The organism is Oceanobacillus luteolus (genome assembly GCF_042678205.1).
Taxonomy (GTDB): Bacteria; Bacillota; Bacilli; order Bacillales; family Amphibacillaceae; genus Oceanobacillus; species Oceanobacillus luteolus.
Map to the genome: position 1 here is coordinate 108,148 of NZ_JBHUDE010000005.1, position 12,131 is coordinate 120,278.

Sequence of the window (12,131 nt, forward strand, 5' to 3'; positions counted from 1 at the left end):
TACAAATGAACAAAAAATACTTATTGTTGTTGATGGCAGCGTTATTCATGGTTCTACTCGCAGCTTGTGGTGGTAGTGACGCAGAAGACGAGGGAACTGATAACGCAGAAACTGAAAATACAGATTCAAGCAGTGGCGATTCAGCTGAAGGCGAAGGTACTAGCTTAGAAGGTACAATTACAATGGCTGGTTCTACTTCTGTTCAACCACTTTCTGAAGAGTTGGCAGCTGCTTTCATGGATATCCATCCTGATACTCGTTTAGAAGTTTCTGGTGGAGGTTCAGGTGCTGGTGTTACGGCTGCTCAATCAAATGCAGCAGACTTTGGAGCTGTATCTCGTGAAATTAAAGAAGAAGAAACTGGAATTGAAGCTGTAGTAATTGCAATTGATGGTATTGCAATTATTGCTCACCCAGACAATCCAGTAGCAGATATTGCATTAGAAGATGTTTCTAAAATCTTCTCTGGTGAAGTCACTAACTGGTCTGAAGTTGGTGGAGATGACCAAGACATCGTTGTAGTCAGCCGTGAAGAAGGTTCAGGTACAAGAGGTGCATTCACTGATATCGTATTAGATGGTGAGGATACTCTAGTAGAATCTGCTCTTATCCACAACTCTACTGGTGGTGTACTAGAAGCTGTAGCAAGTGATCCAAATGCAATTGGATATGCTTCAACTGGTTCTATGTCAGATTCTGTTAAAGGACTTGCGGTTGACGGAGTTGAGCCAACTGATGAGAACATCAAGTCTGGTGACTATAAAGTGTCAAGACCATTCAACTATGTAACGAATGAAGATGAAGAATTAAGCGAATTAGCACAAGCTTTCCTTGACTTTGTACTTAGCGAAGAAGGACAGTCAGTTGTGGAGGATAACGGATTTATTTCTGTTAACTAATTTGTGAATTAATGCTTCATATAGAACAGGGTAGATAAACTGCCCTGTTCTTTACCTGTTTCCACATAAGTTGATAAATCAAGTGCATATAATAAAAAGTAGCCAATATATATGCTAGCGAGACTTGGAGAAAAGCTTTAAATTATAAGAATTGTCAACACTGTGGATAACATTATGATTAATGTTCAATTGATACATCCCCTTAAAAATGTATTGGTACGTGTTATCAATGCGATATAAATTTACGATCTGTCATGGAGTGATATAAATTGAAGTTTCAAAAGGAGAGAAATAACAAAAACAATATAGAGGAAGCTATAGTTAAAGTAATATTATTTATCATGGCATTATCTTCTATTATATCTTTGGGTCTCATTACGTTCTTTGTTTTTAATGAAGGACTTCCTTTTATGATCGGTTACGGGATAACTGATTTCATTTTTGGGACAACATGGAACCCGACTGAACAAGTATATGGAATCTTTCCTATGATTGTTGGATCAGTAATAGTTACTATCTTTGCTATTCTGGTTGGAGCGCCAATTGGGATAGCTGTTGCCGTTTATTTGGTGGAAATAGCTCCCCCTCGAGTTACTAAAATAGTTAAGCCGGCAATTCTATTATTAGAAGGAATTCCATCTGTTGTTATTGGACTTTTTGGTATGGTTGTAATTATTGATGTTATACGTCGATTAGCGCGTGGACCTTTAGCTGATTATTTACCAGCAGGATATCAAACTGGATATTCCATTTTGGCTGGTGTACTTATTTTGGCAATTATGATTTTACCTACAATCATTTCCATATCAGCAGATTCCATTCGAGCAGTACCAAAGGAATATAAAGAAGCTTCACTAGCGATGGGATCTACGAAATGGCAGACCCTCTTTAAGGTGGTTGTGCCTGCAGCTAAATCAGGTATCCTCGCTGCAGTGATTCTTGGTGTCGGACGAGCTATCGGTGAAACGATGGCTATTATCATGGTAATTGGAAACAGTGTACAACTTCCGATTCCAGGTTGGGAAGCCGTTTTTGCACCTGTACGGACATTGACCGGAAATATTGCTCTAGAGATGGGGTATGCAGGTCCTGAACATCGTCAAGCTTTATTTGCGACAGGTATTATTCTGTTTCTATTTATCATCATCATCAATTCTATAACTTTACTACTACGGAGAAGGGGGACTTAAACCATGGTTGAATTTAAACCAAATCATTTAGTTAGAGTGAAGCGTGAGCAAATGTTTGCCTTTACGATGTTGAGTCTAGCTGCCGCATTAACAGTCCTCATTCTCTTAGCTATTGTCTTTTATGTTATGGCTCAAGGACTATCAGTGATCAGTATGGAATTCCTGCTGGAAGAGCCCCGTAAAATGGGGACAGAAGGTGGTATTTTTCCAGCTATAGTAGGAACAGTATATTTAGTTGGACTCATTATCCTTATTGCAGCTCCCATTGGAGTTGGAACTTCTATTTATTTAAATGAATATATGCCTGATGGCCGTTTTAAAAGCGTACTTCGATTTGCGACGGAATTATTAGCAGCTATCCCATCGATTATCCACGGGATGTTCGGATTCTTATTCTTTGTTATTGCCCTTGGAGATTATACTGGAGGCTGGTCCATTTTATCAGGTGCTCTAACAGGGGTTGTCATGATATTACCTATTATCATTCGTGCCTCGGAAGAAGCGTTGCGAAGTGTGCCAAGCAACTTAAAAGAAGGAAGTTTGGCACTTGGTACAACGAGATGGTACACGATTAAGAAAGTAGTGTTACCACTAGCATTGCCAGGTATTACAACGAGTGTCATCTTAGCAATCGGACGTGTTATCGGAGAAACGGCAGCTTTCCTTTTAACAATCGGAGGAAGCTTGCTGATGGCTGCATCTGTATTTGATGGTGCTAGAACACTTGCATTACATTTATACTTGGTAGCAATGGAAACAGGAAACGTACAAATGGCATTTGGTACGGGAGCAGTTTTAATTGTACTTATCTTAATTATCAACTTTGCTGCTGCAGCGTTATTTAAATTATTAGTAAAACGATTTTCTGCTTAATGGTTTTGCATAGGAGGGAGAAACGGATGATTGCTCCAAAAGAACAAGATGTAAAAATTGCGGTGGAAGGCTTGGACTTTTTCTATGGTCAAAAACAGGCTTTGCATAATATTACAATGGACATAAGAGAAAATGAGGTTTTTGCATTCATCGGCCCGTCTGGTTGTGGAAAAACTACATTTTTACGTGTTTTAAATAGAATGAATGATTTAATTCCCTATACAAGTGTGAAAGGGAGCGTACGCATCGACGGTCAAGATATATATGACCCTAACGTTGATGTCGTTCAATTACGAAAAGCAGTGGGTACGGTTTTCCAAAAACCAAATCCATTTCCAATAAGTATTTTTGATAATGTAGCTTATGGTCCTAAAGCGAATGGACTAAAAAACAAACAACAATTAATGGAAATTGTTGAAGATAGTCTACGACAAGCAGCTCTATGGGACGAAGTAAAGGATAGACTGAACGAAAGTGCATTAGGTCTATCTGGTGGACAGCAGCAACGACTTTGTATTGCGCGCGTAATGGCAGTAAAGCCTGAGATTATTTTAATGGACGAGCCGACATCTGCATTGGATCCGGTGGCAACATTTAAAGTGGAAGAGTTAATTACCGAGTTGAAGAAAAATTATACGGTAGTAATTGTCACGCATAACATGGAGCAAGCAGCACGTGTATCGGACAAAACAGCCTTCTTCTTAGATGGTGTCGTTATTGAAGCAGATGAAACGAATAATATATTTACGAATCCGAAACAAAAAGAAACAGAAGATTATATCTCTGGGAAGTTTGGTTAATACTCACAGGCAAAAGTTACTTGTGAATAGATGTATTCAAATGCCGAGACCCTATCAGGTGTTTTTCGGCATTTGACATGACAAACTGGAAGATTGCTACATTAAGATTTCTTTAGCATCCTTCGTCTGATACGATCTTTGCTCGCAACAACTTCCAGCATAACCTTTAATCAAAGCTGGAGAAATTCAGTAGTAAGGAGAGAGAATAGAATGAGTCCGCAATCAGATAAACAATCAATCAATGTGAAGATAAATGGAAACTCGGTCTCACAAAAGGATAATGGAAAACGTTCTGTATTCGAAACGAACGACCTTAACCTTTGGTATAGCGACACACACGCATTAAAAGGTATTGATTTGTCTTTTAATGAGAATGAAGTAACAGCTATTATCGGCCCTTCTGGATGTGGAAAATCAACATACATTAAAACCTTAAATAGAATGGTGGAACTCGTTCCAGGTGTGCGGACAACCGGTGAGATTAAATTTAAGGGGAAAAATATCCTTGATAAAGACTTTCAAGTTGAAGCTCTTCGAACACAGGTCGGTATGGTGTTCCAGAAGGCAAATCCATTCCCTAAATCAATTTATGATAATGTTGCTTATGGACCAAGAATCCATGGAATTCGTAACAAAAAGGTTTTGGATGAAATTGTGGAAAAAAGTCTTCAAGGAGCATCCTTGTGGGATGAAGTGAAAGATCGTCTAAAAGATAACGCTTTTGGTTTATCTGGAGGTCAGCAGCAGCGTCTTTGTATTGCCCGCTGTCTTGCCATTGAGCCGGATGTTATTTTGATGGATGAACCAACTTCCGCACTCGATCCGAAGTCTACATTAAGAATTGAGGAACTGGTCCAAGAATTACAGAAGGATTATTCCATCATCATGGTAACGCATAATATGCAACAAGCTGCCCGAATCTCCAATAAAACTGCCTTCTTCTTAAATGGGGAAGTTGTTGAGTTTGAGGAAACGGACAAGCTTTTCACCAATCCTAGTGATAGCCGTACAGAAGATTACATCTCTGGTCGATTCGGCTAAGAGTGTTTATAATTATAAATAAGACTAGCCGGTGGGCTAGTCTTATTTTGCTTGTAGCGCTATACTGGTAATGTTGTTTTTTTTACTGTGGAAAAGAAGGTGGCTTTTATTTGGTAAGACTATTTAGGATCATCACACATATTTTCTTTTTATATGTATTGCTTCTTGTCGGGAATTTTCTGCAGGAGGCTTTTCAGCTTTTTATACCAGGGAGTGTAATCGGTATGCTCCTTTTATTTGCTTTATTGAAGCTTGGAATTGTAAAGCTTCGGTGGATTGAAGAGGGCACCTCATTATTATTAAAACATCTCACTTTATTTTTCATTCCCGTAACCGTCGGATTTATAGAATATTTTGATGCTGTATTTAGTGTCAGAGGTGTTTTATTGCTATCCATAACAATTATCAGTACAGCACTTGTAATGGGGGGCAGCGGTGCTGTTAGTGAATATTTAGCACGGAGGAAGGAAGTGCAGCATGACTGAGATTATTTTTGGCATAATCGCTATTATCATCACCGTCGGGGTATATGCTGCAATGGTTCCGATTCATAAAAAAATAAATACTCCATTTACTCAGCCGATTATTGCTGTTTCAGTAATCATCATTATTTTACTGCTCGTTTTCAATATACCTTATGAAACGTATCAACTTGGCGGAGCGTGGATTGATTTCCTTATGGGACCAGCTGTTGTGGCACTGGCACTCCCGCTGTACAATCACTTTGAACGTCTGAAAAAACTTGCTGTACCCATTCTTTCGGGTGTTACTGCCGGCTCTTTTATCGGAGTATCAACAGGCCTCCTGTTTACAAAACTATTTGGATTTGAACGGGAACTGATTCTTTCGATTGTACCGAAATCAGTGACAACACCTGTAGCAGTCTCTATTGCTGAATCACTGGAAGGATCGATGTCACTCGCAGCAGTTTTTGTTGTTATTGCTGGTGTAAGTGGTGTTCTCATGAGTCCTTTGATATTTAAGTTGTTTAAGTTGTCGTCTCCCATCGGCCGGGGAATTGGCTTAGGTAGTGCTTCCCACGCAATGGGGACGGCTAATAGTATGGGTAGAAGTGAACTTGAAGGTTCCATCAGCACGATTGCGATGGTAATCAGTGCTGTTATCGTTTCTGTGATTGCTCCTATACTCGTTATAATCATGCTTTAAATGTTGTTATTTGGATAAGCGGTATTAGTAATTTTTTTATTTATATCGATTCTTTTATTATGTATAAACTAGCCAAAAATAGAAAAGCTAAGGTTGTAAATACCTTAGGAGGTGTCTTTATGGAGACATTACGAAGAATTGCACTTACATTAGTTATTATCGGTGCTATTAACTGGGGTCTTATTGCTTTATTCCAATTTGACCTTGTCGCAAGTATTTTTGGTGGACAGGATGCCGCATTATCCAGACTCATTTACGGGCTCGTCGGCCTTTCAGGTTTAATTTGTCTTAGCTTTTTCTTTGAACCCGATGTCGCAACAAGCTCTGATAGGGTGCGTGCCACAAACCAAACGTCCTTTGGAACGGAGTTTGCTGATGACTTTGATCCAGAATATCGTTTGGACCGTGACAAACAGGATAATAATCGAGATCAAAATCCATAAGATAATGCCCCTTCCTTTTATCAGGTTGGGGCATTTATTTTTCTTCGTTGACTAATGCATTTGTTCATGTTACGATATACATATACTGAATTAAAGATATATTAATTAATGATATATGAATTAATGGAGGGTGAGACATGAATCATTTAAAAGGAATCCACCACGTTACTGCAATTACTAGCAGTGCAGAGGAAAACTATAAATTTTTTACTTACGTATTAGGAATGCGTCTCGTGAAGAAAACGGTAAACCAAGACGATATCCAAACCTATCATTTATTTTTCGCAGATGATGAAGGGAACGCCGGAACAGACATGACGTTCTTTGACTTCCCGGGCATTCCTAAAGGTGTACATGGTACGAATGAAATTTACAAGACTTCTTTCCGTGTACCGAGTGACGAGGCCATCGAATACTGGGAAAAACGTTTTGACCGTCTCGAAGTGAAACACACTGGGATTAAAGAGCAATTCGGTAAGAAAACTCTTTCTTTCGTTGACTTCGATGATCAAAATTATCAGCTTATTTCTGATGAGAATAACAAAGGTATTGCTTCAGGGGTTCCTTGGAAAAATGGTCCGATTCCATTAGAGTATGCGATTACTGGCCTAGGACCGATTTTTATTCGGATTGCAGAATTCGATTATTTTAAAGAGATGATGGAAAAAGTTCTTCAGTTTAAAGAAATAGCTACAGAAAATGGAGCTCATTTATTTGAAGTCGGCGAAGGTGGAAATGGCGCTCAAGTTATTGTTGAGAAAAACGTAGTATTGCCACCGCATAGACAAGGATTTGGTACAGTACACCATGCAGCGTTTCGTGTGGAAGACCGTTCTGTACTTGATGAGTGGACGAATCGCATGCACAGCTTCGGCTTCCAAACATCAGGATTTGTTGACCGCTTCTTCTTCGGTTCTTTATATGCACGTGTAGCTCCGCAAATTTTATTCGAATTTGCGACAGATGGACCTGGATTTATGGGAGATGAACCTTATGAAACACTTGGAGAAAAACTATCCCTCCCACCGTTCCTAGAACCAAAACGTGAACAAATTGAAAAACTGGTCCGCCCGATTGATACGGTAAGAAGTACGGTGAATTTTGAAAAAGAATATAATTAATTAGTTTTTCATCCCCGCACTCTTTATGAGAGTGGGGGTTTTTATTGTATTTGATGAGAATAGCGTTTTCATGTCAGTTTACTCTCTGTATTGAAGGATAATGTGACAAGTGGAGGGCTCTCATGTCAGTTTACTCTCTGTATTGAAGGATAATGTGACAAGAGGAGAGCTCTCATGTAAGTTTACTCTCTGTATTGAAGGATAATGTGACAAGAGGAGGGCTCTCATGTCAGTTTACTCTCTGTATTGAAGGATAATGTGACAAGAGGAGGGCTCTCATGTCAGTTTACTCTCTGTATTGAAGGATAATGTGACAAGAGGAGGGCTCTCATGTCAGTTTACTCTCTGGATTGAAGGATAATCTGACAAGAGAAGGGCTCTCATGTAAGTTTGTTCTCTGCATTGAAGGCGAATCTGACAAGAGAATTGTTCTCATGTAAGTTTATTCTCTGCATTAAAGCAGTACCTTACAATAGAGGAACTCTCTCCAACAAAAAACTCGAATAAGCATTTAAGCTCATTCGAGTTTATATCTTTTACAGGCTGTTGAGTGCCTCTTCGATCGACTGATCTCCAGTTAATAAATCGAAGGATCGACGGTGAGTATTTTCATTTTTAAGGCTGGCAATTACGGTTCTTGCTACATCTTCTCTAGGGATGGAACCATACTCTTTCAACTCTCCAGCCAAGACTTTTCCTGTGCCAGACTCGTTCAGTAAACCACCTGGGCGCAGAATCGTATAGTTTAATTTACTATCTAAAAGAAAACGATCGGCATAATGCTTTGCTGCCATGTAATGCTTGATTTTACTATCAGCCCAGACTTCACGATTGTTAGCTTGGAATGCACTAATCATGATGAAGCGGTCCACGTTTGCTGCTTCAGCCGCTTCGATCGCTTTAACAGCACCGTCCAGGTCAACGAGAATCGTTTTATCTGCGCCGGTATGTCCACCTGAACCAGCAGTAAAGACGACTGCACCCATCCCTTCCATCACGTTGCGCAAGTTTTCCACTGAACCTTCTAGGTCAGCAAGCACTGCATTTGTTCCTTGTGCTTTATATTCTTCCAATTGTTCTTGTTTACGTACCATTGCTGTTAGGGAAAATTCCTCATCTTCTTTTGCCAATCGAATAATATGCTGTCCGATTTGGCCATTCGCACCTATTAGTAATACCTTCATGAATTAATCTCCCTTCCCAATCATTTTCTATCATTGTTTCAAATTGGATGGAAGAATTCAAGCAATTGATACAGGAGCAGTATTTACATATTCTTAACGTAAAGGATTCTGTAAATAATGATATAGTACGTGTATAATTAAAATTAATATGAATCATTGAGGAGAATAATATGAAACTAATTGCTTCTGATTTAGATGGAACATTATTAAATGAAATAGGTCAAGTAAGCGAAAATAATGCTGCAGCGATAAAAAAAGCAGTGGATCAAGGAATCCGTTTTGTAGTAGCGACTGGCAGGTCATGGGACTCTGCTTCCAAACCATTGCAGGCGGCAGGGATCACTTCTCCGGTTATTAGCTTGAATGGTGCGACGATCTATGATGAAGACGGAGAATTATTGCATGAAGTAAAGATGAATCGTGATGTCGCTAAAGAAGTTTTATCCGTATGCAGGGAAGCGGAGATGTATCTTGAGTTCTTCACGAATAAAGGAATTTACTCCGCGAGCAGGGAATATTTTGTTGAAGTATTGGTTGATATTATGAAGTCGGCAAATCCGAATCTTACCGAAGAAGAAATTCGTGCCAATGCACACCTCCGTTTTCAGAATGAACCGGTTGAATTCATTGATGATTATGATTTGATTTTTGAAATGGATGATGTGGTTATCTATAAAATACTAGGTTTCAGTTTAAAGCCTGAGAAACTTGCAGGGGTACGTGCTTCGCTTGGTAAAGAGAAGGAGCTTGTCATTACATCCTCAGGAGACATTAACCTGGAGTTCAACCACCCTCAAGCACAAAAAGGAGTAGCGCTAAAAAACTTGGCTGATCGTTTAAACATTCCCATGGAAGATATTGTAGCTGTAGGGGATAACTGGAATGATGTCAGTATGCTTCAGGCGGCTGGTAAAGGAATCGCAATGGGAAATGCTTCCGATGAAATCAAACAATTAGCCGATGGAGTCACGAAATCAAACATAGAAGACGGCGTGGCAGCATTAATAGAAAGTATATTAATAGGAAAAAATTAGAAAAACCAAAGAAATGCAGCAATCAAACTAACAGTAAGTTTAAAGGTAAAACGCATGTCTCCACCTCCACTACATTCTCTTACTTTCATTATAGAAGGGGAGTGTTAATGGAGGGTGAATGTAGTATAAGGTTTATGTAAAGTTTACACGTACATAAAAAATCCCGCATGATTATCGGCTGATACCGGTATCATGTGGGATTTTTGGTGTTTTTGCTTTTGTTACGGCTAGCTTCTGCGGCCAGGGACTGCCCGAACTTCATGTACTTCCGGTCGATAAGTCATCATCGGCTCCTTGCGTCGCTGTGTTTCCTTTATCTTCCTGAAATAGGGGAAGTTCGACTAAGAACGCCCCATCCTGGGGCAACATCGAACCACCCCACGTCCTGTGGGGCGCAGTTCGGCCGTCCCTAAACGGCCGCTTCAGCCTTAGTTGAATTAATGCCTCTTATTCAACCAAAGTACTCCTGATTTTGCTAAACGGGGGAGTAGGCCGGTGAAAGGCATGGTCATCATGTTGCCGAATCCATCGGATTTTCCTAAGGATCCAAGGGTTCCACGTAGTTTTATTGGACGTGGCTTTCTTGGTTCTTTGCCGCGGAAGATGGCAAGTAATATTTCAGCGATTTGCTCACCTTGCATTCCCGCCAATTGTGCACTTGGGGAATGCTCAGAAGATGCGCAATCACCAAGAACATATATGTTTTGCTTTTCGGGTACTTGGAAAAATTCATTTACTATTACTTTTTCATGCTGGTCCTTTTTGAAAGGCAATTCTCGGACTAAATAGACCGGACGTACACCAGCTGTCCAAATCGTTACATCATTTAAATAGCAAACTCCATTATTACAAACGCCATCCTTTTCGACGTATTCCACATTGGAGTGATGGATCACATCCACATCGTTAGCAATAAACCACTGCTCGACATGGTTTTGGATCTTTTCATCAAATGCTTTTAAAACAGTTGGACCACGGTCAAGTAAACGGATATTCAGATCTGGACGGCTTTCACGGATTTCAGATGCGACTTCAATTCCGCTCAGACCTGCGCCTACAACAGTTACTCTGCCATAGGCATTCAAGTTGCCGACTGCAACTCCAGTATGTCTTGCCTTTGCAAAGGTTTGTACACTTTCCGTGAATTCCTCAGCGCCTTTAACTCCATGAAAATTATCTTCACAACCAAGTCCGATGACTAAATAATCAAAGGAAATGGTGTCTTCCGGCTCTTCAAATACGATTTGGTTATTTTCTGTATCAATTTTCGTTACTTCTCTAAAAACATACTTCACTCTATTATCTTCAGGAAAATCCACCCGAACCTCAGAATCGGCAACTGTACCAGCTGCAATAGTATAAAATTCCGTTTTCAACGAACGAAATGGATTTCTGTCAATCACTGTAATTTCTAGATCATCTGGAAGATGATTTTCTAGCAATCCGGAGAGCACTTTTATGCCACCATAGCCCCCACCTAAAATCACTAGCCTTTTCATGCAATAACCCCCTAGTAGTATGATCGCATCACTTTTTACACCCATAGTATAGATTACCAAAGTTAGATTGAACTGTCATCAAATGTCATAGAATAAGAAAATCCATAATTTTGCATCTATAACAAGGGAGTGAGATTATACTTTAATGCAATTTCTGACAAGCAAAAAGCTGTTTTTACCTAACATGTTCAAAGTTAGACATCGTGTTCAAAATAAAGAAAGTTCGTACATGAACCTAACTTGTCATAAAGGTAATGAAGCAGCATGTGTGCTATACTGAAGATAAATTTCCTATATGAAAATATTGGAACAAAGGGGCGATTTAATGGAGAAAGAACCAGTAGCAATTCAGGATGAATATGCAGATGAATTTGCTTGGTGCTATGGTTGTGGCAGATTGAATGATTCTGGCCACCACTTTCGTACAAAATGGGATGGGGAAAAAACGGTTACGGAATATACACCAAAAAGTGAACATAAAGCAATTCCTGGTTTTGTTTATGGGGGTTTAATGGCGTCACTAGTTGATTGCCACGGGACAGGATCTGCATCATTGGCCCTGCATCGGAAAAATGGGCATGAACCCGGCGAAGGAGTGGAGCCGCCACGATTTGTAACGGCATCCTTACATGTTGATTTTATGAAGCCTACTCCACAGGATGTACCATTGAAGGCAATTGGTACTGTCGAGGAGATCCATCCGAAAAAGTTTAAGGTTCACACGGAAGTATATGCTGGCGAAGACTGTGTTGTAAAAGGTGAAGTAGTTGCAGTCGTCATGCCAAAGACTTTTCAAGTATAAAAAGTGGAATCTCCCTTATAGGCTAGGAAACCGAGCGTCTTTGGCTAATCATGGTATAGATGCAAAGGTGAGGAATGA

At 39.8% G+C, this 12,131-nt stretch carries 13 protein-coding genes; 11 read left to right on the plus strand and 2 right to left on the minus strand.

Annotated features, from left to right (window positions below; genetic code table 11):
• Positions 1-5: 5 nt before the first annotated feature.
• From ACFSBH_RS01040 to ACFSBH_RS01080, 9 genes are all read left to right on the plus strand, one after another.
• Positions 6-899, plus strand: coding sequence for a phosphate ABC transporter substrate-binding protein (locus ACFSBH_RS01040; protein WP_251514224.1), 894 nt, complete (start codon positions 6-8; stop codon positions 897-899).
• A 269-nt stretch (positions 900-1,168) separates the two neighbouring features.
• Positions 1,169-2,089, plus strand: coding sequence for a phosphate ABC transporter permease subunit PstC (gene pstC / locus ACFSBH_RS01045; protein ID WP_251514223.1), 921 nt, complete (start codon positions 1,169-1,171; stop codon positions 2,087-2,089).
• A 3-nt stretch (positions 2,090-2,092) separates the two neighbouring features.
• A complete protein-coding gene (pstA, locus tag ACFSBH_RS01050; protein WP_251514222.1) occupies positions 2,093-2,962 on the plus strand; it encodes a phosphate ABC transporter permease PstA in 870 nt (289 codons plus the stop codon).
• A 26-nt stretch (positions 2,963-2,988) separates the two neighbouring features.
• Positions 2,989-3,762, plus strand: a complete 774-nt coding sequence (gene pstB, locus ACFSBH_RS01055; RefSeq protein ID WP_251514221.1) for a phosphate ABC transporter ATP-binding protein PstB — start codon at positions 2,989-2,991, stop codon at positions 3,760-3,762.
• Between the two features lie 210 nt (positions 3,763-3,972).
• Positions 3,973-4,803 carry a phosphate ABC transporter ATP-binding protein PstB gene (gene pstB, locus ACFSBH_RS01060; RefSeq protein WP_251514220.1) on the plus strand — a complete coding sequence of 277 codons (831 nt, stop codon included), beginning with the start codon at positions 3,973-3,975 and terminating at the stop codon, positions 4,801-4,803.
• 110 nt (positions 4,804-4,913) lie between these two features.
• The gene (locus tag ACFSBH_RS01065) at positions 4,914-5,288 is read left to right on the plus strand and encodes a CidA/LrgA family protein (RefSeq protein WP_251514219.1); all 375 of its coding nucleotides are present in this window, start codon (positions 4,914-4,916) and stop codon (positions 5,286-5,288) included.
• Positions 5,281-5,970 carry an LrgB family protein gene (locus tag ACFSBH_RS01070; RefSeq protein ID WP_251514218.1) on the plus strand — a complete coding sequence of 230 codons (690 nt, stop codon included), beginning with the start codon at positions 5,281-5,283 and terminating at the stop codon, positions 5,968-5,970. The genes ACFSBH_RS01065 and ACFSBH_RS01070 overlap by 8 nt, the downstream gene beginning before the upstream one ends.
• Positions 5,971-6,089: 119 nt before the next feature.
• On the plus strand, positions 6,090-6,413 hold the full coding sequence (locus ACFSBH_RS01075; RefSeq protein ID WP_251514217.1) for a DUF378 domain-containing protein: 324 nt from the start codon (positions 6,090-6,092) through the stop codon (positions 6,411-6,413).
• Between the two features lie 137 nt (positions 6,414-6,550).
• Positions 6,551-7,534 carry a ring-cleaving dioxygenase gene (locus ACFSBH_RS01080; RefSeq protein ID WP_251514216.1) on the plus strand — a complete coding sequence of 328 codons (984 nt, stop codon included), beginning with the start codon at positions 6,551-6,553 and terminating at the stop codon, positions 7,532-7,534.
• A 536-nt stretch (positions 7,535-8,070) separates the two neighbouring features.
• On the opposite strand, the gene ACFSBH_RS01085 is transcribed toward ACFSBH_RS01080, so the two are convergent.
• Positions 8,071-8,718, minus strand: a complete 648-nt coding sequence (locus tag ACFSBH_RS01085) for an SDR family oxidoreductase (protein WP_379595626.1) — start codon at positions 8,716-8,718, stop codon at positions 8,071-8,073.
• A 170-nt stretch (positions 8,719-8,888) separates the two neighbouring features.
• Here ACFSBH_RS01085 and ACFSBH_RS01090 point away from each other — a divergent pair, with 170 nt between their 5' ends.
• On the plus strand, positions 8,889-9,752 hold the full coding sequence (locus ACFSBH_RS01090; protein WP_379595628.1) for a Cof-type HAD-IIB family hydrolase: 864 nt from the start codon (positions 8,889-8,891) through the stop codon (positions 9,750-9,752).
• A 437-nt stretch (positions 9,753-10,189) separates the two neighbouring features.
• Here the strand turns inward: ACFSBH_RS01090 and ACFSBH_RS01095 are convergent, their stop codons facing one another.
• Complete coding sequence (locus ACFSBH_RS01095; RefSeq protein WP_251514212.1) at positions 10,190-11,251, minus strand: NAD(P)/FAD-dependent oxidoreductase; 1,062 nt, start codon at positions 11,249-11,251, stop codon at positions 10,190-10,192.
• A gap of 325 nt (positions 11,252-11,576) precedes the next feature.
• Here ACFSBH_RS01095 and ACFSBH_RS01100 point away from each other — a divergent pair, with 325 nt between their 5' ends.
• Positions 11,577-12,053 (plus strand): PaaI family thioesterase, encoded by a 477-nt coding sequence (locus ACFSBH_RS01100; protein WP_251514211.1) that lies wholly within the window; start codon positions 11,577-11,579, stop codon positions 12,051-12,053.
• Positions 12,054-12,131 lie beyond the last annotated feature (78 nt).

Coding starts and splice junctions, on each gene's coding strand:
- ACFSBH_RS01040 (WP_251514224.1), top strand. CDS start 6: ATGAACAAAAAATACTTATTGTTGTTGATGGCAGCGTTATTCATGGTT.
- pstA (WP_251514222.1), top strand. CDS start 2,093: ATGGTTGAATTTAAACCAAATCATTTAGTTAGAGTGAAGCGTGAGCAA.
- pstB (WP_251514221.1), top strand. CDS start 2,989: ATGATTGCTCCAAAAGAACAAGATGTAAAAATTGCGGTGGAAGGCTTG.
- pstB (WP_251514220.1), top strand. CDS start 3,973: ATGAGTCCGCAATCAGATAAACAATCAATCAATGTGAAGATAAATGGA.
- ACFSBH_RS01070 (WP_251514218.1), top strand. CDS start 5,281: ATGACTGAGATTATTTTTGGCATAATCGCTATTATCATCACCGTCGGG.
- ACFSBH_RS01075 (WP_251514217.1), top strand. CDS start 6,090: ATGGAGACATTACGAAGAATTGCACTTACATTAGTTATTATCGGTGCT.
- ACFSBH_RS01080 (WP_251514216.1), top strand. CDS start 6,551: ATGAATCATTTAAAAGGAATCCACCACGTTACTGCAATTACTAGCAGT.
- ACFSBH_RS01085 (WP_379595626.1), bottom strand. CDS start 8,718: ATGAAGGTATTACTAATAGGTGCGAATGGCCAAATCGGACAGCATATT.
- ACFSBH_RS01090 (WP_379595628.1), top strand. CDS start 8,889: ATGAAACTAATTGCTTCTGATTTAGATGGAACATTATTAAATGAAATA.
- ACFSBH_RS01095 (WP_251514212.1), bottom strand. CDS start 11,251: ATGAAAAGGCTAGTGATTTTAGGTGGGGGCTATGGTGGCATAAAAGTG.
- ACFSBH_RS01100 (WP_251514211.1), top strand. CDS start 11,577: ATGGAGAAAGAACCAGTAGCAATTCAGGATGAATATGCAGATGAATTT.